This window comes from Pseudodesulfovibrio mercurii (assembly GCF_000189295.2).
GTDB classification, from domain to species: domain Bacteria; phylum Desulfobacterota; class Desulfovibrionia; order Desulfovibrionales; family Desulfovibrionaceae; genus Pseudodesulfovibrio; species Pseudodesulfovibrio mercurii.
In genome coordinates this window covers 492,434-518,308 of record NC_016803.1, presented here as the reverse complement: position 1 = coordinate 518,308, position 25,875 = coordinate 492,434, and the positions used below count along the sequence as shown (strand labels likewise).

Sequence of the window (25,875 nt, the reverse complement as noted above, 5' to 3'; positions counted from 1 at the left end):
CCCCGGCCCCCGGAAGCTAGAGTTCGTTCATTAGGAGATCATCATATGTCTCCCGCCTGCGGGCGACAATGACCTTGTCGCCGTCCACGAGCAATTCGCAGGCGCGCGGCCGGGAGTTGTAGTTGGAGGACATGGAGAAACCGTAGGCCCCGGCCGAGTAGACGACCAGCAGCTCGCCCTGCATGACCTCGGGCAGCTCGCGGTCACGGGCCAGGAAGTCGCCGGACTCGCAGATGGGCCCGACCACGTCGAAGACCTTGGGCGCGCGGCCCTTGGGCTCCACCTCGGCGATGCGGTGGTAGGAGCCGTACAGGCTCGGGCGGACCAGGTCGTTCATGGCCGCGTCCACGATGAGAAAGTTCTTGGCCGGGTTGGACTTGGTGTAGACCACCTCGGTGACCAGGATGCCCGCGTTGCCGGCGATGACCCGGCCCGGTTCCAGGATGACCTTGAGGGGCAGCCCCTTGAGCTTGTCGCTCAGGGCCTTGCCGAACTCGGCGGGGTGGGGCGGCTCCTCCTCGTTGTAGGGGATGCCCAGGCCGCCGCCCAGGTCCAGGTACTTGATCTCGATACCCAGATCCTTGAGCCGCGCGTTGAAGGCCAGGAGCTTGTCCAGGGCCTCGAGGAACGGGTCCAGGCTGGTCAGCTGGGAACCGATGTGGCAGTCCATGCCCACGGGCTCCACGTGCTTAAGTTCGGCGGCCCGCTTGTAGGCCTGCATGGACATGTCGATGTCCAGGCCGAACTTGTTCTTCTGCATGCCCGTGGAGATGTACGGGTGGGTCTGCGGGTCCACGTCCGGGTTGATGCGGAAGCTGACGCGCGCCGTGGTGCCCATCTCGCCGGCCACCTGGTCGATGCGTTCAAGCTCGGCCAGGGACTCCACGTTGAACATCAGGATGCGCGCCTCCAGGGCCTCGCGGATTTCGGAATCCCGCTTGCCCACGCCGGAATAGACGATGCGGCTCGGGTCCACCCCGGCCTGGAGGGCGCGGTAGAGTTCGCCGCCCGAGACGATGTCCATGCCCGCGCCCTCGGCGGCCAGCATCTTGAGCACGGCCAGGTTGGAGTTGGCCTTGACCGAGAAGCAGGTCAGGTGGTCCAGGGCATCGAAGGCGGAGTCAAAGGCGTGGAAATGCCGCCGGAAGGTGGCGGCGGAGTAGATATAAAGCGGGGTGCAGTACTGCTTGGCCAGTGCGGTCACGCTGACCTCTTCGGCAAACAGTACGCCGTCCCGTTGTTGGAAATGATGCATGTTATTCGATCTCCTGATAAAGATGTATGGGGATCAATACGCCGTATGGAATGATATCATCCAATACTTTTCCCATATGAAACCGGCCCGCGCCTCAGGGCTCGGACATGTACACGTCGGTGTACTGCACGGCCATGGTCGGGATCTCGCTCTTGCCGGACACCCTGAAGCGGTATTCCACGCCGGGCTCAAGCCCGCAGATGTTCAGCCTGAGGACGTTGCCCTCAAGGTCGAAGCCGTCCTGGCCCCGGGTGAAGTGCTGCGCCTCGCGCGGCACGAACGGACAGCCCACGCACCCCTGGTCCTCGCCGTCGCCCACGGCCTCAAAGAGCACGCTGGCGCGCCACAACCGGTCCACCGAACCGCTCACGGCCACCCGCAGGAGCAGGCACCGGTCCACGCGTTCGCCGTCGATGAGCTTCAGGGTGAAGCGGTCCTGGCTCCGGGTCGCCTCGGGCCATTGCTTGCGGCCCATGGCGCATCCGGCCAGCAGGACCAGGCAGAGGAGGAGGAGGGTAGTGGCGACGAGGGATTTGCGCATGGCTAGTCCTTGATCATGTCCTTCCATTGGTTGAGGAGCATCAGCGCCTGGATGGGCGTCATGCCGTCCACGTCCAGGTCCGTGAGCTGGGTGATGATCGGATGCTCGCACAGCTCGCGGTCGATCTTGATGGGCGGTGCGCCGAAGCCTGGCAACAGGGTCTGGGACGCCCGGTCCACGGCCCCTTTTGCTTGGTTATCCTGCGATTTTTCTTCCAGTTCCGCAAGGATTTCCCGGGCGCGCTCCACCACGGGGCGGGGCACCCCGGCCAGCCGGGCCACCTCGATGCCGTAGCTGCGGTCGGCCGGACCGGGCACAAGCCTGCGTAAAAACACGATATCCCCTTTCCACTCCTTGACCGCGATGTTCAGGTTGCGCAACCCGTCGATCTTGCCTTCCAGGCCGGTCAGCTCATGGTAGTGGGTGGCGAACAGGGTGCGCACCGAGCCGCCCGCCCGGGTGGACAGTTCCTCGACCACGGCCCAGGCCAGGGACAGCCCGTCGTAGGTGCTGGTGCCGCGCCCGATCTCGTCCAGGATGACCAGGCTGCGTTTGCCCGCCTGGCGGAGGATGCGCGCGGTCTCGGTCATCTCGACCATGAAGGTGGAGTGGCCCTGGGCCAGGTTGTCCGAGGCCCCCACTCGGGAAAAGACGCGGTCCGCCAGCCCGATGCGCGCGCTGCGGGCCGGGACGAAGGAGCCGATCTGGGCCATGATGGTCATGATCGCCACCTGGCGCAGGACCGTGGATTTGCCCGCCATGTTCGGGCCGGTGATGAGCAGGATGCGGCGGCCCTGGTCCATGCGCAGGTCGCCGGGGATGTAGTTGGCCGCGCCCATGGCCGCCTCGACCACCGGATGGCGGCCCTGTTCGATTTCTATCTCGAGCCCGTCGTGCAGCACCGGCCGGGTCCACTCGTTGACCCGCGCGGCCTCGGCCAGCCCCTGCCAGTAGTCCAGGGAGGCGATGGCGTCGGCCATGAACAGGAACCGGGACCGGGCCTTGGCCAGGTGCTCGCGCAGCTCCTGGAAGAGCTTGTATTCCAGGCTCTTGCGCTCCTCGGACGCGGAGATGATCTTGTCCTCGAGTTCCTTCAGTTCGGGCGTGATGTAGCGCTCGCTGTTGACCAGGGTCTGGCGGCGGATGAAATGGTCCGGCACCTGGCCCTTGTACGCCTTGGAGACCTCGAAGAAGTAGCCGAAGACCTTGTTGAAGCCGAGCTTGAGCTTGGGAATGTCGTTCTTGGCCAGCTCGGCCCGGTGCAGTGCCTTGAGGCGGTCCTCGCCGTGCTCGTTGAGTTCGATGAGCTCGTCGAGCACCGGGTCGAACCCCTTGCGGAACAGGCCGCCGTCCGTGATCACGGGCGGGGGGGTGTCCACCAGGGCCTTGTCCAGCAGGGCGCAGAGGTCGTCCATGGCGTCCCACTTGGCGAGGATGCGCTTCAGGTCCGGGGCCGGGTCCAGGTCCTCCCCGGCCAGCAGTGAATGGAGCCGGGGAAGCATGGACAGGCTGCGGCGCAGGGCGATGAAATCCTTGGGATTGGCCCGGCCCAGGAAGATGCGCGTGGACAGCCGCTCCAGGTCGTAGACCGAGTCCAGGGCGTGGCGCACGTCGCCGCGCAGCCGGTCGCGCTCAAACAGGAAGGCCACGCACTCCTGGGTCTTCTCGATGGGCGCGAGATTGCGCCACGGCTGGCGCAGACGGGCCTCGAGCAGGCGTCCGCCCATGGGCGTCATGGTCCGGTCCATGACCTGCCACAGGGTGCCGGGGCCGGACCGGCCGTCCAGGCGGCGGAAAATTTCGAGATTGCGCTCCGTGACCTCGTCCAGCAGCAGGTGTTTGCCGAGGTTCAGCGGCCGGAACTCGCCCAGGTGGCCGAATTCGCCCTTCTGGGTCTGGTCCAGGTAGGTGAGCAGGGCGCCGCAGGCCCGGACCAGCTCGTTCTTGCCCTGCAGGCCGAGGCTGTCCAGGTCCGCCGCGTGCTGGGCCTCCAGGATGCGGTTGCGCGCTCCGGCCAGATCGAAGAAGGTGCCCGGCGCCACGGCCGTGACCTGGCCCGCCAGGTCGTTGAACTGCGGCGGGACCTTGACGCCCTGGGGCAGGAGCAACTCGCTCGGGTCGATCTTGACCATCCACTGCCACAGCTCGGGCTCCTTGCGGCTGTATAGCCCGGACCACTGGCCCGTGGAGAAGTCGAGCCAGGCGATGCCGCCCGCGTCCTTGGCGCTGTCCCAGTAGAACGCGCCGAGATAGTTGTTGGCCTTGGACCGCAGGTTGGAGTCCTCGACCACGGTGCCGGGCGTGAGCACGCGGGTCACGTCGCGCTTGACCAACCCCTTGGCTTCCTTGGGATCCTCGATCTGATCACAGATGGCGATCTTGTAGCCCTTGTCGAGCAGCTGGCTCAGGTACGGCTCCACCGCGTGGTGGGGCATGCCGCACATGGGGATGGGGTTCTCGTCGTTGGGATTGCGGCTGGTCAGGGCGATCTGGACCGCTCTGGACACGACCTCGGCGTCCTCGAAGAAGAGTTCGTAGAAGTCGCCCATGCGGAAAAAGAGCAGGCAGCCCGGATGCTCCTCCTTGAAGCGGAGGTACTGCTCGAGCATGGGCGTCAGTTTCTTTTGTACCACGAGAACGTCGGTGCGGGGAATTTATTCGGTGATGTCGGTTCGAAAGGCGATGGAGTGCCAGCTGTGGCAGCGCGGGCAGTTGAAGAAGAGCTGGTCGCGCTTCAGGCCGCAGTGACGGCAGAAGAACCGGCGCACCCGCCGGGCCCGGCCGATGAAGAAGGACAGCTGTTCCTTGAAGAAGGGCGTCAGGGTCTGGTCCGCCCTGGAGAGGTCGAACAGCTCCAGGCGCGCCTGCCAGAAGTCGGCGTCGAGCATGAGCGCCTTCTCGAACCAGGACCGGGCGTTGTCCGTGTCCTCCACGCGCAGCATGAGCATGGCCCCGTAGTAGAGCAGCAGGACGTCCGGCTCCTGGGTCTCGATGATGGGCACCACCACCTCGACGACCTTCTCGTCCGGGCAGGTCCTGGACCACTCGGTTTCCTCGCCGAAGGAGTTGATCCGGGCCTTTTCGGCCTGACTCAGGGCCAGGAGCAGCCCCTCGAACAGGACGAAGCGCAGTTCCGGGACCACCCGTTCCAGGGCCTGGCCCAGGATGTCGCCGATCTTGTTCGCGTTGCCCGCCCTGTAGGCCTGGGTCATCTGCTCAAGCCACGCCTCCACCGCGCCGGGGTAGGCCCGGATGGCATGGCGCAGGGCGCGGTTGCCCTGGGAGACGTTGCCCTCGGCGAAGCGGTCCCTGGCCAGTCGGACCAGGTAGTGCGCCTGGGGCAGGGGCAGGTCGAGCTGGCCGTAGGATTCGGCCGCCTTCTCGAAGTCGCCGCGCTCGGCCGTGAGCCGGGCCATCTCCCTGTGGATGGAGATGGGGTCCTGACCCAGGGCGCGGGCCTCGTGAAAGGCCTTTTCCGCCCGGTCCAGGAACCCGGCCCGGCGGAAGTCCCGACCCAGCTCGAACCAGGCGCGGGCCTTGAACTCGCGGTCCAGGCCCGGCCGGACGATGAGGCTGTTCCGAATCTGGATGGCGCGCTCGATCTCGCCCTGGGATCGGTACAGGCTGCCGAGCGCGAGGTAGATTTCAACCGCCTCGGGGTCGTTCTGGACGACCTTGCTGAGTTCCTCGATGGCCGCGCGGGTGTCCTGCACGGGCAGGGACTCGCCGTTGTTCGCGGCGTTGTCGCGGTCCCGGAGGGAACCCGGCGTCCTCTTGCGGTTGAAGATGTTCCAGCCCATGGCGGTACCTAGGCGTTGTCCTCTTCCTTGGTCTCGGGAGAGGCGAAGGAGGGGGCTTCGCTGATGGGCATGTTGCGCAGGGAATTGAGCTCCTGCTCCAGGCTGGCCATGCGGGTGCGGCATTCCTTGAGCTTGGCCGCGCCACGGAACTTGTCCACCACGAAATAGATCATGGTCAGCAGGGAGCCGGCCACGAAGGCGGCCAGGATCAGGACGCCGAAGGGCAGGGGGATGGAGTGCAGGGTGGCCACGTAGGGAATATCGAGGATCAGCGTCAGGTTCTGAAGCAGGACGTCGTTGTTCTGGCTGAAGAACAGAATGGAAAAGACAAAAAGTGCCAACAGAAACAGGACCTTGATAAAACGCATGTGGTTCTCCTTACGCTATTGCATCGAACAGCGGCTTAAGGCGGCTGTAGGTTGAATACAGGTGTTCGGGGATGACCGTGGTCTCGCCGAAGACGGCCATAAACGAGGCGTCCCCGTTCCAGCGGGGGACGATCTGGAAATGCATGTGCTGGGCGATGCCGGAACCGGCCGCCTCGCCCAGGTTGAGCCCCATGTTGATGCCCTGCGGATGGAAGGCGTCCTCCAGCACCTGGATGGCCCGGCGTATCCACAGCATGCAGTCATTGGACTCCTCCAGGGTCAGGTCCGTCAGGTGCGCCACGTGACGGTAGGGGGTGACCATGAGGTGCCCGTTGTTGTACGGGAACTTGTTCATGATCACGAAACAGTGCTCACCGCGCGCGAGGATGCAGCGCTCCGCGTCCTCGTCCGTGTGCTCGGGAATGCAGAAGACGCACTCCTCGGGCTTGGGTCCGAGTATATAATCCAGGCGCCACGGCGCCCACAAAACATCCATGATCCACTTCCGTTTGTCTTTCAAGCCGGTTGCGGCCCAGGTTCGGCACATCGCCCGAAACGGCCGCTCGGACCAACCAACATCTTGATTTTCTACACGGCTTGTCCGCCGAGGGCAAGAGGGGAAAGCATCAGTCTCCGCTCTCCTCTTCGAACCTTGCCGATAATTCCTTATTCAATTTTTTCGCCAGATTCAATTGCTCGTGCCGGGTTTCCGCCCGCCCGTCGATCTTGGCGGTCATCAGCTTGTCCAGGATGATCGCGTAGATCGGGCCCGGCTCTATGCCGATATTCTTGAGGTCCTTGCCGTTCACCTCAATCTCGACATACTGCAACCTGGCGAGATATTGCGAAATATTCCGCCGAATGTATTCCTTTCGGCTGCGCGCCATGAGGAACAGGATGCCCTCCACCGGCAGGGGATGGAGGATCTTGTACAACCGGCTCAGGCGCGAACGGCCCTCCTTCCAGCCCATGAGTTTCATCAGGGCTTCGCCGATCTGGTCCCGCAACTGGAAGAAGTCGCGCTCCTCGCGCCTGGTGAAATGCAGCCGCCCGGTCACCTGGTCGATCTGGTCCCGCTTGATGCCCATGGTCATGCCCAGGAGATAGAGTTTCCAGGGGACCACCGGGGGCTCCAGATAGAGGAGCTTGTACCAGTTGTGGACCTTGACCAGCTCGGTCAGTATCTGGACCCGCTCCTTGTCCAGGGAGAGCAGGGGATGGATGGCCTCCATGATGCCCAGCTCCTGCATGCGCAACAGGCAGGCCAGGGGGTCCTCCTCGTTCATGATCAGTTGCAGCTCGTGCATGACCCTGGTCCCGGACAGCTTGCTGAAGAGCTTGAGGCTGAGGGCGTTCTTGATCAGCCGCATGGTCTGGCCGCCGATCTGGAAGTCGAAGCGCCGCTCGAAGCGGATGGCCCGGAGGATGCGCGTCGGGTCCTCCACGAAGCTCAGGGAATGGAGCACGCGGATGGTCTTGTTGCGGATGTCCCGCTCGGCCCCGAAGAAGTCCACCAGCTGGCCGTAACGGCCGGGGTTGATGCGCAGGGCCAGGGCGTTGACCGTGAAGTCGCGGCGGTACAGGTCCATCTTGATGGACGACAGCTCCACCGTGGGCAGGGCGGCGGGGTATTCGTAATATTCCAGCCGGGCCGTGGCCACGTCCACCCGCTGGCCGTCGTCGAGGATGACCACGGCGGTCTTGAACTTGGAGTGGGCCTTGACCCGGCCGCCGAGCTTGGCCGCGAACCGCCGGGCAAAGGCGATGCCGTCGCCCTCGACCACCAGGTCCAGGTCCAGGTTGGGCCGACCGAGCAGGATGTCGCGCACGAACCCGCCCACGGCGTAGACCTCCCAGCCCATGTCCGTGCCCAGCTCGCCCGCCTCCTTGAGCAGGTCGAGCATGCGCTGGGGCAGCCGGTTCCTGACCTGGGAGGCGATGTTCCGCTCGCGGCGGTGGTCCGGCATGAGGGAGTCGGGGATGCGGGCGGGCTCCTCGATGAGCATGTTGGTCAGGTCCGTGCGGGTGATGACCCCGACCAGTTCGCCGTTTTCCACCACGGGCAGCATGCGCTGCCGGTTGCTCAGGATGATCTCCATGACCCGGTACAGATCGGTCGAGGACTCCACGGTCTCGAAGGCCCTGGTCATGTACTCGGACAGGCCCACGTCGCCCAGGTGGTGGGACAGGGCCTTGTCCGCGATTTTATGACCGATTATGCCGATGCATTGCATGCTGTCCTTGGCCACCACGGGCACGTCCTTGAGCCCGTAGCGGGTCATCAGCTCCACGGCGTCGGCCATGGTCTTGTCGCCCTCGATGACCACGGGCGGGCGGGACATGAGCGAGTCCACCACGATCTGCGGATTGATCTGGGAGTAGAACAGGGCGAACAGGTCGTCGCGCACCTCGGCCAGGGTGCGGTCCTTGATGGTCGCCGAGGCCGCCGCGTCGTGCCCGCCGCCGCCCAGGGAGGCGCAGATGCGGCCCACGTTGACGTCCGGGCTCTTGGACCGGGCCACCAGGTGGATGCGGTCGGCCATGCGGCCCATGGCGAAGACCACCTTGATCTTCTCCATGTCCATGAGCTTGTGGACCAGCAGGGCGAAGTCCGGCACGAACTTGTCCGTGGACATCTCGGTCACGACCACGTCCACCCCGTGGATGTCGTATGTCTTGGCGTTCTTGAACAATTCGCCGAGATAGGTGACCTGCTCGGCGGACAGCTCGTGGGACAGAAGGTCGGTGATGACCTCGATGTCCATGCCCTGGGACTTGAGCCAGCCCGCGGCCTCGAAGTCCTGGGGCGTGGTCGTGTTGAAGCCGAAGGAGCCGGTGTCCTCGTAAATGCCGATGCCGAGCAGGGTGGCCTCCTCCATGTTCAGGGACAGCCCCCTTTCGCGGATCTCGGCCACGATGATGGCCGTGGTGGAGCCCCACTCGCGGACCACGCTCTTCTCGGCGGGCAGGTCGTCCTCGCTGTCCGGGTGGTGGTCGTAGAGGTGGATGCGCAGGTTCTCGTTGTCGAGTAGGGGGCGGACATGGGGAATGCGCGAGCGCTGACGGGTGTCCACCACCACCAAAAGCTCCACGGACTCCGGCTCGATGTCCTTGAAGGCCTTGAAATTGAAGAGATAGGTGGTGGACTCGATGAAGAAGTTGCGCAGGTTTGATTCCTGGCTGCCCGGAAAGATGAGCACCGCGCCGGGATAGAGCTTGCTGGCCGCGACCATGGCCGCCAAGGCGTCGAAGTCCGCGTTGGCGTGGGCCGTGATCACGACCGGGGCCTGTATCTTTTCCGGTTTGTTTTTCATTTCATATTCCGCGTTGTTGCGAAGATCACATGGTTGATCGCGGGTGGAACTTCCGGTGCAGGGTCTTGAGCCGGTTGGCCTCCACGTGGGTGTAGATCTCGGTGGCGCTGATGTCCGCGTGCCCCAGGAGAATCTGCACGGTGCGCAGGTCCGCGCCCCCTTCCAGCAGGTGGGTGGCGAAGGAGTGGCGGAAGGTGTGCGGCGAGATGGACCGCTTTATGCCCGCCGCCTCGGCGTATTTCTTGATCAGCTTCCACACGCCCTGGCGGGTCAGCCCCTTGCCCGAGCGGTTCAGGAACATGAAGTCCTCACGTGGCTTGAAGCCGGGCCGGGTGAATTCCAAGTAGCGGTTGAGGTAGTCCTGGGCCGTGTAGTGGATGGGGATGAGCCGGTCCTTGGACCCCTTGCCGAAGACCTTGAGCATGCCCACCTGGGGGTCATAGTCCAGGACCTTCATGCCGATGAGCTCGGACACCCGGAGCCCCGCCGCGTAGAGCAGTTCCAGCATGACCTTGTCGCGCATGCCCAGCGGGGTGGAGGTGTCGGGCAGGGCCAGGACCCGGGAAATCTCCTCGCGGCTTAAAAATTCCGGCAGCTTGCGCGGCAGCTTGGGATTTTCGAGGAGCTGACCGGGGTCCTCCTTGTACCACTTCTCGCCCACGGCGAAGGCGAAGAACCCGCGCAGGGAGGAGAGGTGCCGGGCCAGGGAGCGGCTCTTCAGGCCGCGCGCCCGCAGATGGGTCAGGTAGAGGAACAGGGTCTGGTCCGTCAGGTCCTTGAGCGGAAAGGAGCGCTCCTCCAGGAAGGCGAGCAGGGAGCCCAGGTCGTTGGCGTAGCCGGTCAGGCTGTTCTCGGACAGCCCCTTTTCGATCAGCAGGTGCTCAAGGTATCTGTCCACCCAGGGGTGGCTGTACTCGTTGATGTTTTTCTCTTTGTCGGGGCGCGCCATGATCACTGCCGGACCGCTTTGATACTATTAAAGTATTGGATGATATCCACGGGAAAAGGGTATCTGCCGCACTGCATGGAAACCAAGCACGGCTGCCACCCTCCTTGCTACCAAGGTGAGGGTCAAAGCGCAATGGTTCGCATTGACACAGGGTCATGCCCCCATTATGAAAGTGCTTCAATATCGGATTTCAAGGAGAGATCATACATGTCTGAATTCAAGTTGGCCGACCGTCTCTCGACGCTGCCGCCGTATCTGTTCGCCGCCATCGACAAGGCCAAGGCGGAAGTCGCCAAGAAGGGCATGGACATCATCAGCCTGGGCATCGGCGACCCCGACCTGCCCACCCCCGAATTCATCATCGAAGCCCTCTACGAGAGCGCCAAGAAGCCCAAGAACCACCGCTATCCCGACTACATCGGCATGCTGGCCTACCGCCAGGCCGTGGCCGACTGGTACAAGCAGCGGTTCGGCGTGGATCTCGACCCCGAGACCGAGATCGTCAGCCTGATCGGCTCCAAGGAGGGCATCGCCCACTTCCCGATGGCCTACGTCAACCCCGGCGACACGGTCCTGGTGGCCACCCCCAACTACCCGGTCTACGGCGTGGCCACGGAGTTCGCCGGCGGAAGGGTGGAGTACCTGCCCCTGCTTGAGGAAAACGACTTCCTCGTGGACCTGGACGCCATTTCCGACGACACCTGGGCCAAGGCCAAGATGATCTTCGTCTGCTATCCGAACAACCCGACCGCGGCCACCGCGACCAAGCCCTTCTACGAGAAGCTCATCGAGAAGGCCAAGGAATTCAACGTCATCGTGGTCTCGGACGCGGCCTACACCGAAATTTACTACGATCCGGACAACAAGCCCATTTCCATCTTCGAGTGCGAGGGGGCCAAGGACGTCTGCATCGAGTTCCATTCCCTGTCCAAGACCTACAACATGACCGGCTGGCGCATCGGCATGGCCGTTGGCAACCGGAGCCTGGTCGCGGGCCTGGGCAAGATCAAGGAAAACGTGGACTCCGGCATCTTCCAGGCCGTCCAGGAGGCGGGCATCGCGGCCCTGCGCCAGGGCGAGCCCTTTGCCGAGAGCTTCCGGGCCATCTACAAGGAGCGCCGGGACGTGGTTAGCGCCGCCCTGACCAAGATCGGCATCAGGCACCGTGTGCCGGACGCCTCCTTCTACCTCTGGTGCAACGTGCCGGAAGGGTACAAGTCCGCGGAATTCGTGACCAACGTGCTCATGAAGACCGGCGTGGTCCTGACCCCCGGCAACGGCTTCGGCACGCCTGGGGAAGGGTACTTCCGCATCTCCCTGACCGTGAACAACGACAAGCTCGAGGAGGCCGTATCCAGAATTTCGAAACTGTGATCTGCTACGTGAGCCTCGGCTCCAACGTGGGAGACACCGAAGACAACCTCCACGAGGCCCTGGTCCTGCTCGAGGACTACGGTGACGACATCCGCCTGAAAAAGGTCTCGGAATACTACGAGACCGAACCCCAGGGGGAGATCAAGGATCAGCCGTGGTTCACCAACCAGGTGATCGAGCTCGAGATCGACGCCGAGATCTGGTCGCCGCCGGGCTTCCTGTCCACCTGCACGGCCATCGAGGCCAAGATGGGCCGCACCAGGGCCGTGCCCGGCGGTCCCAGGCCGCTCGACATGGACATCATCGCCTGGGGCGACACCGTCATGGACATGGACTTCCTGACCCTGCCGCATCCGCGCGCCAAGGAAAGGGCGTTCGTGCTCGTGCCGCTCAAGGAGATCGCCCCGGACTTCGTCTTTCCCGACGGGACCACCGTGGACGAGGCGCTTGCCGCCATCACGTACCGGCAGGAAGGGCGCAAGCTCTGGCAGGACTCCTAACCCAACCAACCAACGAGGCAACCCATGCTGAAATTCCTGGTCATCGCTGCGGCCCTGTTTCTGGTCTACAAGCTCTTCATGGGCGACAAGCAAAAGAAGGACATGAAGAAGGACAAGGCCTTCAAGCAGAAGGTGGCCTCGGGCGAAATGGTCAAGGACCCGTCCTGCGGGACCTACGTGGACAAGGACGGCGACATCCGCGTCCGGGAAGGGGACAAGGTCCACGTGTTCTGCTCCTACGAATGCCGCGACAAGTACCTGAAGCGCATCGGCGCCACGGCCGCCAAAAAGGAAGCCGTGGAGTCCAAGGACGACGAAGCATAGGCTTCCCAGCCCATCCGACAAGACAAAGGCCCGACCCAGGGCCTTTTTTTTCGTCCTCAGTTCGAGCGTGAGCGATTTTCCGTCCGTGGACGGAGTTCGCATCACAAATTCCCCCAAAACGCGGCACAGGGGATTTCTCGTGCGCCGTCCATCGGCAAGCCATCAGTAGGCGACGACGTGTCCAGGCAATCGATGCAACTTGAAGTAATTTTTCTCACTCTTCCGGTGTGTTATATAATTGTCTCATAATGTAAATTATGTAAACTTTCAACAATGAGGGGCTGAAACAGGGCCGATCGTCACCGTGAAAATTTGCCCTTCCCGGTTTTCGGCCACTCATCCATTGGCCCGCCCGGAACCGTCCCTTGGACGGACAATCGCAATACCGCCCATTGAGCATTTCGGGAACGGCTGGTAAGGATGCCCCATCACCAACGGACAAAAAGCCGCCACGGCCGCATTCGAGGAACAATGAAAGCACGCATCGCATTTTCGCTTCTGACGCTTTTTCTGGTCCTGGCCGGACTGAACCCCGCCCAAGCCGAGGAAAAACAGTCCTTCCAGCAATGGCTCGAGCACTACCGCGCCTGGGACCGCCTGGAAAAGGAATACGCCCAGGAGTCCGCCGCCGATACCCCCGAGGCCGTGCTCAAGCGCGCCCAGGTCTACCTGAACCTCAATTCGCCCGCAAAAGCCCTTGAAATCATTGAGATGACACCGGCCTTCACCGGCAAGGACGAGGCCGACCGGCTATGGCTCGGCGGCCGCGCCCACCGAGGTTTGGGCGACCTGACCAAGGCCGTTTTGTGGTACACCCAGGCCACTAAATTCCTGTCCGACGATGAGATCAAGGCCCGTTTCAAGGGCGAACCCGACCTGGCCGTCATCTGGCACGACGTCTGGATCAAGATGTACTGGGCCTGGCTGGCCAACCACACCCTTTCCCGCGACTCCCAGAAGGAAGCCCTGAACATGATCATGGTCGTGGGCCGCAAGGTCTGGGAGAACGACTTCTGGAACCGGGTGTATTCCCTCATGAATCCCAATATGGCGCCTGATGGCAAGGCGCCAGCGCCCGGCCAGGCGGACCCGGCCGCGTCCCTGGTCCAGTCCGCGGACACGCAGCGGATCGCCCGCGCCCTGGCCGCCGTGTCCCTGGAAAAATTCGAAGAGGCCACAGGCTACATCTCCACGCTGTCCAACGACACCGTGCGCGCATTCTGGACCTCGATCCTGTACTTCCTCAATAGCGGCAACACACCGAAAAACCTTGAAGTATTCCTTAAAGACAACTACCTCAAGGCCCACGCCTTCTGGGCGGGCAACATCCTGGCCCCCTATTCCAAGTCCCGGTCCGAATGGTTCCTGGGCAATCCGGACTCGGCCGCCTGGACCAAGTTCCGCAACAACATCCTGACCATGGCCCCGGCCGAAGCGGAAAAGGCCATCGACAACGAGCTCGGCTCCATGCTCATCTCCGAGCAGACCGCGACCCTGCTGCGCAACTTCAAGCTCGCCCTGTCCCTGTCCAACGGCAATCGGCAGGTTGCGGCAACCACCTGGGATTCCATAGATAAAACAACGTTGCCCATCTGCCTGCGGCTGGCGGGCGTACTGGCCTTCAAGGATGACTTGAACAAAATCCTGCCCGAAAAACCGGCCGAGGCCTTTGCCCTGTACCCGGTGCTGGCCGCCCTTTCCGGGGCCGCCGGGATAGATGTCCATCCCGAGACCGAGGCCCCCTTCTGGACCGCCGCCCCGGCCGATCAGTTGCAGGCCCTGTCCGCCGGACAGTATCCCCTGGACCGACTGCTCCTCATGGCCTGGTGGCAGCAGCGGTTCGCGGCCGAGCCGTCCGTGGGGCTGGCCAAGCGCGTTGCCTATCTGTTCGACGACTCGTCCTTCGGCATTCGCGGCCTGATCTTCCTGGCCGACGACGCGGTCAAGGCCAAGAACCTGCAACTCGGGGCCTTTTACCTGAACCGCATCGACGAACCCGCCCTGCCGCCCGAGCTGCGCATGGCCTGGCTGGACATCAAGACCCGCCTGGAACTCGACGCCGGGCACCAGGCCCAGGCCCTGGAGACCTACCAGGCCATGACCAAGACCGGCGAGCCCATCCCGGTCATGACACGCTTGCGCATGGCCCTGCTCTACCAGCAGCGGCGGGAGTACGAGACCGCACAGCAGGAACTGCTGACCATGTGGGACCAGCGGGCGACCATGACCACCGCCCTGCAGGCCGAGACCCTGTTCTGGCTCGGCGAGGGCGAACAGGCCCTGCGCAATCCCGACAAGGCGCTGGATTATTACCTTAAACTGGCCTGGCAGTATCCCCAGGAGAACATCTGGTGCCTGACGGCCATGTACCGCGCCTCCCTGATCTATGAAAAGCGGGGCAAGTACGAGACCGCCAAGCGGCTGCTCGGCACAGTGGTGCGCAACGCCTCCATCAAGGAACAGCGCGTGGCCGCCCAGGCGCGCATCGACGCCATCGACAAGAAGATGGGCGAGGAAAACGGCGGCGGCGAGAGCACCCTGGTCTACCCGTTCTAGTCTTGACCGCGCGCCTGTCGCTCGAATCCGCCCGGCAGGGGGCCCTGCGCACCCTGCCCGTGGCCCTCAGCGTCTTTGCCTACGGCCTGGTCTACGGCCTGCTCACCCGCCAGGCCGGACTGACCATGGGGGAGGCGGCCCTGTCCAGCGGCCTGATCTTCGCCGGGTCGTCGCAGTTCGTGGCCCTGGACATGTGGTCCCATCCGCTGCCCATAACCGCTCTGATTTTCACCACATTCATCGTCAACCTGCGGCACGTGCTCATGAGCGCGTCCCTGACGCCCTGGATGCGCGGCCTGCCTCCCCGCACCACCCTTCCCCTGCTTTTCCTGCTGGTGGACGAGAGCTGGGCCATGACCTACGGGGCCGTCAGCCGGGGCAAGTCGGACCTGGGCTTCCTGCTGGGCAGCGGCCTGCTCATCTGGGCCGCATGGATGGGGGCGACGATCACCGGCAGGCTGGCCGGGGCGGTCATTCCCGACCCCGAGGCCTTCGGGCTCGACTTCGCCTTCACCGCCGTGTTCCTCTCCCTGCTGGCCGGGCTGTGGAAGGGCAAGGGGGACATCCCGCCCTGGGCCGTGGCCGCGATCACCGCCCTGGTGGTCCATCATTTCCTGCCCGGCAAATGGTACATCGTCATCGGCGGCCTGGCCGGGAGCCTGACCGGGCTTTGGGGGAACCGTGGGAACCGATAGCCTGATCGCCATCCTCGGCATGGCCGCCGTGACCTACCTGACCCGAATCGCCGGGCCGTGGCTGGTCCGCCTGGTCCAGGGCAACCAGCGGGTGGAGGCGTGCCTGTCAAGGCTGCCCGGCTCCATCCTGGCCGCGCTGCTCGCCCCGCTGGTCTTTGCCGTGGGCACGGCCGAGGCCGTCGCTTCGGGCGTCACCCTGGTGTTCGCCCTGCGTTTCCGGAACATGCCCCTGTCCCTGGTGGCGGGCGTGGGGTCCCTGATCCTCCTGCGGCACCTCCTGTGACCCCTTGCCGGAGAGACGGCCGGGGCGCTTGAAGCCCGGAAAGGGCTCACCCAGGGATATCAACTGGTTGACGGAATACACCGTATGCTATATTTTCCTGAAAACCGTTTTCTGGACGACCCCGAACCACTTGTGGATAAACGCATGCGCCTGGAACCAGCCGGTGAGGCGGACCATCCCGAACTGCTCGCGGTCTGGGAAGCGTCCGTCCGCGCGACCCATCATTTCCTGGCCGAGGAGGACATCCTGCCCCTGCGTCCGCTAATCCTCGAACACTATTTCGATGCGGTGACCCTGTGCTGCGCCCGGGACATGGCCGGAAAGATCCTCGGATTCAGCGGTGTTGCCCACGGCAACCTGGAAATGCTCTTCGTCGCGCCGGACAGCCGGGGCCGGGGCATCGGTACGGCCCTATGCCGCCACGCCGTGGACCGCTTCGGCGTGACCCGGGTGGACGTCAACGAGCAGAATCCGCAGGCCCTGGGGTTCTACGAACGCTTCGGCTTCGAGGTTGTGGGCCGTTCACCCCTGGACGGCCAGGGCAAGCCCTTCCCCCTGCTCCACATGAAGCTGCGGCGGTCCTGATTTTTCCCCGTAATCCTTCCTGAAACCGCATTTATTCGACCAGTTATTGCGCTGTTCTCCCACATCCGTACACTTTTCGCGTGCGGGGGCCCCCCACAAAGCCCTTCCGCCAGGCCTTGATGATCGCCGGAGAGACTGGAACGCCACGCCCCAGAACGGGCCCACGGCGCAACAATCCAGACCGGCCGGGAACTGCTCATGATCGCAGCCGGATATCTACTATGCAGAGTACGCTATATATGGACGAAAAAGGGGGTGCGGCCTTGGCGGCCACACCCCCAGAACGATCTTGCGGGCGGGATCAGGAGCAGGCGCAGGCGCGGGACTTTTCGCAGGCGGCCCGGATGGTCTCGCTCAGGGCCACGCTGTTGACCGGCTTGTGGAGGCAGGCGAAGGCCCCCAGGTTCATGCAGGTTTCGCGCTCCTGTTCGGCCTTCCGGTCCGACAGGACCAGGACCTCGGTTGCCGGATGGTCCCGCTTGAACCGGCGCAGCACGTCCGGCCCGCCGGAATCCGGCATGTCCAGGAGGACCACCTCGGGCTCCTCCATGGTGTAGAAGACGCTCTTGCCGTCGTACAGGGCGAAGGCCCCCACCCCGCCGTCGCGTTGCAGCCGGGCGGACAGTGTCGGCAGGAACTTGCGCCGCTCGTCGGCCAGCAGGGTACGGCACAGCTCCCGGCGGACGCGCTTGCAGGCCGCGCCCAGGTGGTACTCCCGGCCGATGCCGAAGGTCACGTCCGCGACGCCTTCGACGCGGGCGGCCAGATCGCAGACCCGCCGGGCCATGCGCTCCACCAGCCTGGCGTGGTCGTTGATGGTCAGGGACACGAAGCCGTCCTTCACGAACACGGATACGCCCCAGGCGTCGAAGGGGATGCGCGAACGCACCGCCTCGGCCAGGGCCACGTCCTCGGCGCGGGCCGAGGTACAGGCCGCATCCTCCCTGGCCGCCGCGTCGGGGCACGGACGGGCGCAGGCCGCCCGCTGAAATACGTCGTTCGGGTTGTAACGCCGCCCCGCTCCGATCTCCACGCCGCGCACGCCAGCCATGGCCGCGATCTCCTCGAACAGGTCGCGCGCCCCGCTCGCCAGGGTGGCGTCGTGGTCTTCCAGGCTCAAGGTCAGCGAACCATCGCGGGCGACAACGGCCACGTCGTGCCCAGCGCGCGCCAGCTCGGCCCGCACCCGGGCGGCCAGCCGGAAATCCTCCGCGCAAGCCCGGGTGGCCTCGGAATCGCGGACCACGCCGTTGGCCAGTTGCTCGACGATGAGGCAGGCGCTCTGCCGGACCCCCAGGGCCCCCACCGGAACGACCACGTCGTACAGTGTCTCGGACCAGGGATCGTTGCAATCCGTAACATCTACCACCCACTCGCCGCGCACCCGGTCGTCGGCGGTCATACGGGCCACGGCCTGGGCCTCGGTGTGCCGACCGTCCCGGCAGGCCGTCCAGAGCCGGTCATTGCGCTCATTGACCAGGCAAGCAGCCAAAATATTTCCGCAATTTCGCGGCGTGAGCAGGGCCGAATAGCCCCAGAAGACCAGATCCTCACCCCCGGACAGCTTCCGGGCCACGGCGTAGCGCAGCCAGGCGACCAGCCCGTTGCGCTCCGGCGCGGCCAGAGGCGATCCCCCGGCCTCCGGATCGAACAGACCGCTGAACGCCGCCCGTTTCCGGCCCGATAGCCGGGCCGCATCGGCTATGATTTCGCGGTCGTCCACCAGCCGGTAGCCGGTGATTTCCGCCACGTGCTCGACCACGGGCCGCGCATCGCAGAAAACTCCGTTGAAAATTGTAATGGCTGTCATGAATCGCTCGTGGCTTGGGCCTGATCCCCTCAGGCAGCGGTTTTCGACATGCGGTCGAACTGAAGCGGCGTTTCTGGCTGTTGCCGATTGCAACGTTTGATGAACGCCGACCGGGATATATCGCTGATACAGCGTGGTCCCGACCTTTCCTGATCACCATTTCATCCAATGATAGCGATGCGTTGAACAATACACGATCATCAAATGATCGGTCAGGAAATGCACGAAGCGTTCCAGGTCGAACCGGAGATGACCGATTCCCGTCGCTTCGGGAAATAAACCGATATACACGGGCATATTATGCTGGTATAGGCAAGATTGCTCAGGCTGTTTCCCCGAGATTTTTGCGGGAGACGTTCCATGATTATACGTCGTTGCGTGCGGCATTCGCTGCTGATCGCTCTACTGTGCCTGACGCTTTTCCCCTCCATGGCACAGGGCAAGACCCTGATCCAACTGTCCCGTTCCCTGGATGCGCGGCCCGTATGGGAAGCCTTGGCCGCAGGGGCCGATCCCCATGAACGGGACAAGGACGCCAACACCCCGCTGCACGTGGCCGCCGCCTGGGGCTCCCCGGACATCTGCCGCGCCCTGCTCCGGGCCGGCGCGGAAGTGGATGCGCGCAACAAGTACGGCGTCACGCCATTAATTTCGGCCGCCGGGCAGGGTCGCTTCGCGAACATGGTGGTCCTCATGGAGGCGGGTGCGGACGTCAACGCGGCCAGCGACGGCGGGGGCACTCCCCTGTCTACGTCCTTCATGGCCCACGGCCCCGCAGCCCTGGAGGCCCTCCGCGTCCTGCTGGAACGCAAGCCCGACCTCAATGTGCGCGGCAAAGAGGGAGACACTCCGCTCAGCTCCGGCATCGGCTGGGTCGAGGCGTCCCGCATCCTCCTGCTGCTGGACGCCGGGGCCGACCCGAACATCCCGAACAAGCGCGGCCAGACGGCGGTGCACGAGGCCGTGCGCTTCGACCGGGTGGCCCTCATGGAGCCGTTGATACGGCACGGCGCCGACCTGAACGCTCCGGGACAATATGGCACGCCGTTACAGGTGGCGGCCCAGAACGACTTCACGGCCATGGCCGAGATATTGGTCGCCAACGGGGCAAAGGATACCCATCCGTCCTCGCGCCCGACCCCGCGTCCGGAGCGGAAAAAGGAGGAATACCCCCTGCATCGGGCCGCCCAGAGCCAGTTCGGTCTGGAGGACGTGCGCCGCCTGCTCAAGGAGGGGGCGGACCCGAATCAAGCGGACGGATTCAAGAAAACCCCGCTTGCCTACGCGGTCCATGAAGGCAGGCTCTCGACGGTCATCCTGCTGCTCGAGGCGGGCGCGGACCCGAACGTCTCGGACAGCCAGTGGGACTCTCCCCTGCATCTGGCCGCCCAGAACAACCGGCCCGAAGTCATCAAATATCTCCTCCAGTACGGGGTGAAGCCCGATCGCATGGGACGGATGGACACCCCGCTCCAACGGGCGGCCAGCCTGGACTGGTACGGTTCCGCAAAGGTTCTGATCGACGCCGGAGCCGACCCCGACCTGATCTCCGGCATGGGGTTGACCGCCCTCGCCTACGCGGCCGCCAAGCCCGACAGCCGCGTGGCCCCGCTGCTCATCGCCTCCGGCGCGGACGTGAATCTCCAGGGCCGGGCCAAGTTGAGCCCGCTCTCCATCGCCGTGGGCAAGCACAACACCGGGACCGTCAACCTGCTCCTGGCCCACGGGGCCGACATCAACGCCACGGGCCCCGGAGGCGCGTCCGCCCTGCACGTGGCCATCGGCGCGCGCTATCCCGACATGGCCGAACTCCTGCTCAAGGCGGGCGCTGACGGCGCGCAACAGGACCAGTTCGGCAGAACGGCCATGCACGTCGCGGCGCGGGCCAACGACCTGACGGTGCTTGAACTGCTGGTGGGCAAGGGATATGCGGTGGACGAGCCGGACCGTTTGGGCAGGACGCCCCTCTTCGGCGCCGCCATGAGCGGCAGGCAGGAGGCGGCCACGTACCTGATCCGACAGGGTGCGGACGTCATGGCCAGGGACCGGGGCGGCGATACGCTCCTGCACCAGGCCGCCCTGAACAACCAACGGGACAGCTGCGCATTGCTCCTCGACGCCGGTGCGGACATCAACGCCCTGAACAAACACGGAAAGACCCCGCTCGATCTCGTCATTGCTCGATTGGACAACAAAGGCCGGGTCCCGGCGGAAACCAGACGACAACTCGCCGATCTGGCGGAATTTCTCATGGCCCATGGAGCCCGCGAGACCGCCAAGAAGTAGGATCGCTCTTCCCCCGCCCATTGCCTCCGAATCGGGCTGGCGCCGGAAGGCGGCAACTGCTACACCCCCGGTTCACGCAACCCGCAAGGAGTATGACATGATCGAAGCGCGAACCTGGATGGCCGACGTCCTTCCCCGTCTGCAGGAGGCCTTCGGCCCCCGGCTGCGGTATCTCGGATTGCAGGGCAGCTACCGCCGTGGGGAGGCCACGGAAACGAGCGACATCGACCTCGTGGTCCTGCTGGACACGGTGGCCCTGGACGACCTGGACGTGTACCGGACCATCGTCCACGCCATGCCCGAGGGGCGCAAGGCCTGCGGATTCCTCTGCGGCGTCCGGGAGTTCGCCGCCTGGCCGCCCCACGAACTGTTCTCTTTTGCGAAAGATACGACCGATCATTTCGGCAGGCTGGAGGACTTCCTGCCGCCCGTGACCCGCGAGGACGTCCGGTACGGCGCACGGATCGGCGCGTCCACCCTGCTCCACCTGCTGACCCACAGCTATCTGTACGCCGACGCGGAGGCCAGGCCCGCCATCCTGAAGGAGGCCTGCAAATCCGCCTTCTTCCTCATGCTGGTGGTCCACTACCTGGATTCCGGGCGGTTCTGCGCGAGCAAACGGGAACTGCTCGCGGAGCTGGACGGCGTGGACCAGGAAATCATCGAGGCGGGTCTGGACTTGTCCGCCCCACCGGCCGACCGCTCCGAAAAAGAGCGCTACGCCCTGCTCCTGAACTGGTGCCGGGAAGTGATGCGGACCGCCTGAGCCGCACTGGCGGCATCCTTCCCATTCCCTAAAAAAGAGGAAGGGTTGCAGCTTGTTAGCTGCAACCCTTTTGATTTCGTGGTGCCGAGGGGGGGATTCGAACCCCCACGGAATTTCTTCCACTGCCCCCTCAAGACAGCGTGTCTACCAATTCCACCACCTCGGCACGATATGCTTTGAACCTACTGGTTCTTGGCGTCGTCACCGGTATCCTTGAAGGTTACGCCGGGCTTGGCCGGGGCCGCCGGGGCCGTGGTCTCCGCCGCAGGCGTTTGCTGCTGCAGCATGATGGAGTCCACGTTGGATACCTTGTTGCCGGTCAGGATATTGTACCCGAGGGAAGTGAGCAGGAAAACCGTTGCAAGTCCAGCGGTTACCTTGACCAGGAGACCGCCCGCGCCGGTGCTGCCGAACATCGTGCTGCTCCCGCCGCCGAAGATGACTCCCATCCCCTCGTGACCGGACTGAAGCATTACAGCGCCGATCAAAAAGATGCAAGCCAAAACATGGATGACTATGACTATGGTTTCCACAATTAATCCCTTTTCTTAGAAACTTGTTTCCGCCTGCGAAATCAAGCCAGTACGATCCGACTGAAGCTTTCTCCCTGCAAGCTCGCGCCTCCTACCAATACTCCATCCACGTTGTCAAGCGCAATAATTTCAGCGCAGTTGCCCGGCTTGACGCTTCCGCCATACAAGATCCTCATTTCATTGGCTTTTTCACCAAAGATGGAGACGAGGATTTTCCGCGTGAAGGCGTGCGCCTCGACGATTTCCGCAGGGCCGGCCACCTCTCCGGTGCCGATGGCCCAGACCGGCTCGTAGGCCACGGACAGACGCTCGGGGTCCATGTCCGCGGGCACGTCCGCGAGCCCGGCCCGCAACTGGCGCTCGAGCACCTCCTGCACCCGGCCCGCCCGGCGCTCCTCGATGAGCTCGCCGATGCACAGCACGACCTTGAGGCCCTGGGACAGCCCGTAGGCGGTCTTGCGACCCACCAATGCGTCGTCCTCGCCGAGCACGTGCCTGCGCTCCGAGTGGCCGGTCAGGCCGAAGGAAGCGCCCGCGTCCTTGAGCATGTTCGGGGAGATCTCGCCGGTGAAGGCGCCCTCCTCCTCTGTATAGAAGTCCTGGCCCCCGACCGAAAAACCGGCTGCCGGGCCGAACACGTCGCCCACGGCCTTGAGTGCGGTAAATGGCGGGAATACGAGCACTTCCCTGTCAGCCGGGAGTGCGTCCGCGACCAGCCCGACCAGTTCCCCGGCCGTGGCTTCGGCCTCGCCCCAGGTCTTGTACATCTTCCAGTTGGCTGCCATCAGCTTCTTCATTACTTCATGCACTCCTTTAAGGCTTTGAAGGCCGGAAGTTCCTTGCCTTCGAGGAATTCCAGGAACGAGCCGCCGCCCGTGGAGATGAAACTGAACTTGTCGGCCAAGCCGAGCAGGTGGACCACCGCGTCCGTGTCTCCGCCGCCCACGATGGTCAAGCCGTTCTTCAGCCCGGCGATGGCCTCGCAGACCGCCAGGGACCCCTTGGCGAAGGCCGTGGTTTCAAAGAGCCCCATGGGCCCGTTCCAGACCACGGTCTTGGCCAACTCGATGACGGAGACGAAATTGGTGATGGTCTCGGGGCCGATGTCCAGGACCAGGGCGTCCGGCGGGATGGTCTTGGCCGTGCACACCCCCTCGGCCTGCTTGGCCTTGGGCGTCTTGGCGTAGAGGAAGTCCACGGGCAGGTGGAGCACCGAGCCCATGGACTTGGCCTTGGCCATGATCTCGGCCGCCGCGTCCACCAAGTCCGGCTCCACCAGGGACTGGCCCACATTGTAGCCCTGGGCCAGAAGGAAGGTGTTGGCCATGGCCCCGCCGATGATGATGTCGTCCACCTTGCCGAGCAGATTGCGCAATATTCCCAACTTGGTGGAGACCTTGGCCCCGCCCGAGACGCAGACATAGGGGCGCTTGGGGGATTGCAGGGCCTCGCCCAGATATTCGTATTCGCGCTTGAGCAGGAACCCGGCGCAGCAGACCTTGGCGTACTTGGGCACGTCCACCACCGAGGCGTTCTCGCGGTGGGCCACGCCGAAGGCGTCGTTGACGTAGACGTCGGCCAGGGAGGCCAGCAGCTTGCCGAAATCGCCCCGCTCTTCCGGGGTCTTGCCGGTCTCCTCGGGGTTGAAGCGCAGGTTGTCGAGCATGATCACCTGACCCGGCACGAGGTCGGCGGCCATCTTCACGGCCTGGTCGCCGATGCGGCCGGGCACCAGGGCCACGCCCTTGCCGAGCAGTTCGCCGGTGCGCCGGGCCACCGGGCCCAGGGAGAGTTCGGGTACGACCTTGCCTTTGGGCTTGCCCAGATGCGCGCAGAGAATGACCGAGGCCCCCTGGTCCAAAGCATAGCGGATGGTCGGCAGGGCCGCACGGATGCGGTTGTCGTCGGTGATGACTCCGTCCTCTATGGGGACGTTGAAGTCCACCCTGAACAGTACTTTTTTTCCAGCGATATCAACCTGATCTATACACAGCATACGGCAGGACCTCACCCTTCGTTTTGTTGAAAATCATACCGGAACAGGAGCGCGTCCTCCCTGGTGTCCGGGTAGTATTTCTTCCTCACGCCGATCTTCTTGTATCCGAATTTGCGGTACAAAGCCAAGGCCGGATCATTGGAGACCTTTACATCCAGGAAACTTTTCGCGATGCCGCGCGCCGCGCAGATCTCGAAACACCTGGCCAGCAGGGCTTCGCCCAGCCCCTGACGGCGGCAATCCGGATGCACCGCCAGGTTGAGGACCTCCATCTCGTCCGCGATGAGCGAAAAGGCCATGTAACCCACAAGGGCGCCGTCCCGGCGTACGCCGATGACCTTGTAGGCCCCGCCTTCGAGGCCGAGCAGGAACTGCTCCCGGGTCCAATGGTACTCGAAGCACAACGCCTCCAGCTCCATGAGCTGTTGAACGTCCGGCTCCCCCAATTCGACCACCTCGTCCCTCATCCCGCCTCCGCGCCCATATAGGGCTGGATATGTTGAAACAATACATGTATACAATGTTTACGAGCCAAACAAAAGAGCGTGCGCCCATGATCACACCACAAGAAGCCCTCGAGCGCGACACGGATCACCTGGTCGAAGTCATCGACAAGGACAACCGTCCCCTGGCCGTGCTTTCCAAGCGCAGCGTGCACCGGCAACTCCTGATGCACCGTTCGGTCCAGGTGCTGGTCTTCAACCCCGACAAGAAAATCTTCCTGCAGAAACGCAACCTGAACAAGCCGTTCTTCCCCGGCCGCTGGGACGTCTCCGCCCGGACCCATCCACGGGCCGGGGAATCCGACTTCGACGCCGCCATCCGGGCCCTCAGAGAGGAGCTGAACCTGGAGATCGAGCAGCCCCAGCTGATCCGGGAACTGCCCGCCGGGCCGGAGACCGGCTTCGAGCACGTCTCCCTGTTCGAGGTGACCCGGAACACCCTGCCCGTGGTGCCCAACGGCGACGCGGTCTGCGAGGGGTTCTATTACTCGCCCGAGGAATTGACCTGCCTGGTCAAGGAGTTCCGGGAGCTGCTCACGCCCAACCTGGTCATCCTCTGGGAGTCCGGCCTGCTCGTCCCGGCCTAGCCCCGCCCCGTTGCAACGGGTCCTAGTCCCGGGCCAGAAGCCCGCTCAGCCGCTCGTGAATCCGGCCGTTGGTGGCCAGGATGCAGCGCGACCCGAAGGCGTACGGCACGGTCGCGTCGTATTCGCTCACCCTGCCGCCCGCCTCTTCGACCAGGAGCATCCCGGCCGCAGTATCCCACGGGTTCAGGGCGCGCTCGTAGAAGCCGTCCAGCCGCCCGCAGGCCACGAAAGCCAGGTCCACGGCCGCGGCCCCGCCCCGCCGAATGCCCTGGGCAATGGGCAGCAGCGTGCGGAGATTCTTCAGGATATCCTCGAGATGCGCGTCGATGTCGTAGGGAAAGCCCGTGGCCAGGACGCACTGTTCCAGGTCCGCTTCGCCGGTCACGGCGATGGGCTTGCCGTTCAGGAACGCCCCCTGCCCGGCCACGGCGATGAAACGCTCGTCCAGCAGCGGCATGTTGACCATGCCCAGGACCACACGGTCGCGGTGCCACAGGGCGATGGAGTTGGCCACGTAGGGCAGGCCGTGGGCGAAATTCGTGGTCCCGTCCACCGGGTCGATGATCCAGGTCAGTTCGCCGGGCTCGGTGTCCTTGGCCGTTTCCTCGGCCAGGAAATCCGAACCGGGCAGGAGCGCGGCCAGCTCGGTCTTGAGCATGGCCTCCACGGCCAGGTCGGTCTCGGTGACCAGGTCGATGCGGCCCTTGTGCCGGATTTGGCGGGTGCGGCTCGCGCCCTCCCGGACGATCTCCCCGGCCCTGTCCGCGACGGCGTGCAGCCCGTCCAGGATGTCCGCCGCGTCGAAATGTACTGTCATGGGCCTTGCCCCTCCAAGAAAAAGGGCGGTCTG

At 64.2% G+C, this 25,875-nt stretch carries 24 protein-coding genes and 1 tRNA gene; 10 read left to right on the top strand and 15 right to left on the bottom strand.

Features of this window, described 5'->3' with window-relative positions:
- Window positions 1-16: 16 nt before the first annotated feature.
- The 8 genes from lysA to xerD form a co-directional block, all read right to left on the bottom strand.
- Window positions 17-1,255, bottom strand: coding sequence for a diaminopimelate decarboxylase (gene lysA / locus DND132_RS02415; protein ID WP_014321113.1), 1,239 nt, complete (start codon window positions 1,253-1,255; stop codon window positions 17-19).
- A gap of 94 nt (window positions 1,256-1,349) precedes the next feature.
- Window positions 1,350-1,796, bottom strand: a complete 447-nt coding sequence (locus DND132_RS02410) for a hypothetical protein (RefSeq protein ID WP_014321112.1) — start codon at window positions 1,794-1,796, stop codon at window positions 1,350-1,352.
- Window positions 1,797-1,798: 2 nt separating this feature from the next.
- Window positions 1,799-4,405, bottom strand: coding sequence for a DNA mismatch repair protein MutS (gene mutS / locus DND132_RS02405; protein ID WP_014321111.1), 2,607 nt, complete (start codon window positions 4,403-4,405; stop codon window positions 1,799-1,801).
- Window positions 4,406-4,450: 45 nt separating this feature from the next.
- The gene (locus DND132_RS02400) at window positions 4,451-5,596 is read right to left on the bottom strand and encodes a tetratricopeptide repeat protein (RefSeq protein ID WP_014321110.1); all 1,146 of its coding nucleotides are present in this window, start codon (window positions 5,594-5,596) and stop codon (window positions 4,451-4,453) included.
- 8 nt (window positions 5,597-5,604) lie between these two features.
- Entirely contained in the window at window positions 5,605-5,964 is a 360-nt protein-coding gene (locus DND132_RS02395) for a LapA family protein (protein ID WP_014321109.1), read from the bottom strand.
- A 10-nt stretch (window positions 5,965-5,974) separates the two neighbouring features.
- On the bottom strand, window positions 5,975-6,460 hold the full coding sequence (locus DND132_RS02390) for an HIT family protein (protein ID WP_014321108.1): 486 nt from the start codon (window positions 6,458-6,460) through the stop codon (window positions 5,975-5,977).
- Window positions 6,461-6,590: 130 nt separating this feature from the next.
- Window positions 6,591-9,278, bottom strand: a complete 2,688-nt coding sequence (locus DND132_RS02385; protein WP_014321107.1) for a CBS domain-containing protein — start codon at window positions 9,276-9,278, stop codon at window positions 6,591-6,593.
- 25 nt (window positions 9,279-9,303) lie between these two features.
- The gene (gene xerD / locus DND132_RS02380) at window positions 9,304-10,227 is read right to left on the bottom strand and encodes a site-specific tyrosine recombinase XerD (protein WP_014321106.1); all 924 of its coding nucleotides are present in this window, start codon (window positions 10,225-10,227) and stop codon (window positions 9,304-9,306) included.
- 207 nt (window positions 10,228-10,434) lie between these two features.
- Between xerD and DND132_RS02375 the strand changes: the two genes are divergently transcribed.
- The 7 genes from DND132_RS02375 (at window position 10,435) to DND132_RS02345 (ending at window position 16,544) form a co-directional block, all read left to right on the top strand.
- The gene (locus tag DND132_RS02375) at window positions 10,435-11,601 is read left to right on the top strand and encodes an LL-diaminopimelate aminotransferase (RefSeq protein WP_014321105.1); all 1,167 of its coding nucleotides are present in this window, start codon (window positions 10,435-10,437) and stop codon (window positions 11,599-11,601) included.
- Window positions 11,598-12,101, top strand: a complete 504-nt coding sequence (gene folK, locus DND132_RS02370; RefSeq protein ID WP_014321104.1) for a 2-amino-4-hydroxy-6-hydroxymethyldihydropteridine diphosphokinase — start codon at window positions 11,598-11,600, stop codon at window positions 12,099-12,101. Before DND132_RS02375 ends, folK begins: the two co-directional genes overlap by 4 nt.
- A gap of 24 nt (window positions 12,102-12,125) precedes the next feature.
- Window positions 12,126-12,425, top strand: a complete 300-nt coding sequence (locus DND132_RS02365; RefSeq protein ID WP_014321103.1) for a TRASH domain-containing protein — start codon at window positions 12,126-12,128, stop codon at window positions 12,423-12,425.
- Between the two features lie 471 nt (window positions 12,426-12,896).
- Window positions 12,897-14,981, top strand: coding sequence for a tetratricopeptide repeat protein (locus DND132_RS02360; protein ID WP_014321102.1), 2,085 nt, complete (start codon window positions 12,897-12,899; stop codon window positions 14,979-14,981).
- 2 nt (window positions 14,982-14,983) lie between these two features.
- Window positions 14,984-15,676 (top strand): AzlC family ABC transporter permease, encoded by a 693-nt coding sequence (locus tag DND132_RS02355; protein ID WP_014321101.1) that lies wholly within the window; start codon window positions 14,984-14,986, stop codon window positions 15,674-15,676.
- Window positions 15,663-15,959, top strand: a complete 297-nt coding sequence (locus DND132_RS02350) for an AzlD family protein (protein WP_014321100.1) — start codon at window positions 15,663-15,665, stop codon at window positions 15,957-15,959. The genes DND132_RS02355 and DND132_RS02350 overlap by 14 nt, the downstream gene beginning before the upstream one ends.
- Before the next feature lie 144 nt (window positions 15,960-16,103).
- A complete protein-coding gene (locus DND132_RS02345) occupies window positions 16,104-16,544 on the top strand; it encodes a GNAT family N-acetyltransferase (protein ID WP_014321099.1) in 441 nt (146 codons plus the stop codon).
- Between the two features lie 301 nt (window positions 16,545-16,845).
- Here the strand turns inward: DND132_RS02345 and DND132_RS17495 are convergent, their stop codons facing one another.
- Window positions 16,846-18,354, bottom strand: a complete 1,509-nt coding sequence (locus DND132_RS17495) for a response regulator (protein WP_014321098.1) — start codon at window positions 18,352-18,354, stop codon at window positions 16,846-16,848.
- A 360-nt stretch (window positions 18,355-18,714) separates the two neighbouring features.
- On the opposite strand from DND132_RS17495, the gene DND132_RS17490 reads away from it, so the two are divergent.
- Both DND132_RS17490 and DND132_RS02315 read left to right on the top strand, forming a co-directional pair.
- Window positions 18,715-20,640, top strand: coding sequence for an ankyrin repeat domain-containing protein (locus tag DND132_RS17490; protein WP_014321097.1), 1,926 nt, complete (start codon window positions 18,715-18,717; stop codon window positions 20,638-20,640).
- Between the two features lie 97 nt (window positions 20,641-20,737).
- Entirely contained in the window at window positions 20,738-21,406 is a 669-nt protein-coding gene (locus tag DND132_RS02315) for a nucleotidyltransferase domain-containing protein (protein WP_014321096.1), read from the top strand.
- 79 nt (window positions 21,407-21,485) lie between these two features.
- Here DND132_RS02315 and DND132_RS02310 read toward each other — a convergent pair.
- The 5 genes from DND132_RS02310 to rimI all read right to left on the bottom strand — a co-directional run bounded on the left by DND132_RS02310 (window position 21,486) and on the right by rimI (window position 24,402).
- Window positions 21,486-21,572: transfer RNA gene (locus tag DND132_RS02310), tRNA-Leu, on the bottom strand.
- Between the two features lie 16 nt (window positions 21,573-21,588).
- Entirely contained in the window at window positions 21,589-21,879 is a 291-nt protein-coding gene (secG, locus tag DND132_RS02305; protein WP_420794996.1) for a preprotein translocase subunit SecG, read from the bottom strand.
- 101 nt (window positions 21,880-21,980) lie between these two features.
- A complete protein-coding gene (gene tpiA / locus DND132_RS02300; protein WP_014321094.1) occupies window positions 21,981-22,736 on the bottom strand; it encodes a triose-phosphate isomerase in 756 nt (251 codons plus the stop codon).
- Window positions 22,736-23,935 carry a phosphoglycerate kinase gene (locus tag DND132_RS02295; RefSeq protein WP_014321093.1) on the bottom strand — a complete coding sequence of 400 codons (1,200 nt, stop codon included), beginning with the start codon at window positions 23,933-23,935 and terminating at the stop codon, window positions 22,736-22,738. Before DND132_RS02295 ends, tpiA begins: the two co-directional genes overlap by 1 nt.
- A gap of 11 nt (window positions 23,936-23,946) precedes the next feature.
- A complete protein-coding gene (rimI, locus tag DND132_RS02290; protein ID WP_014321092.1) occupies window positions 23,947-24,402 on the bottom strand; it encodes a ribosomal protein S18-alanine N-acetyltransferase in 456 nt (151 codons plus the stop codon).
- An 86-nt stretch (window positions 24,403-24,488) separates the two neighbouring features.
- Between rimI and DND132_RS02285 the strand changes: the two genes are divergently transcribed.
- Window positions 24,489-25,025, top strand: a complete 537-nt coding sequence (locus DND132_RS02285; protein WP_014321091.1) for an NUDIX hydrolase — start codon at window positions 24,489-24,491, stop codon at window positions 25,023-25,025.
- Window positions 25,026-25,047: 22 nt separating this feature from the next.
- Here DND132_RS02285 and DND132_RS02280 read toward each other — a convergent pair whose 3' ends face one another.
- Complete coding sequence (locus tag DND132_RS02280; RefSeq protein WP_014321090.1) at window positions 25,048-25,842, bottom strand: inositol monophosphatase family protein; 795 nt, start codon at window positions 25,840-25,842, stop codon at window positions 25,048-25,050.
- Between the last annotated feature and the right edge of the window lie 33 nt (window positions 25,843-25,875).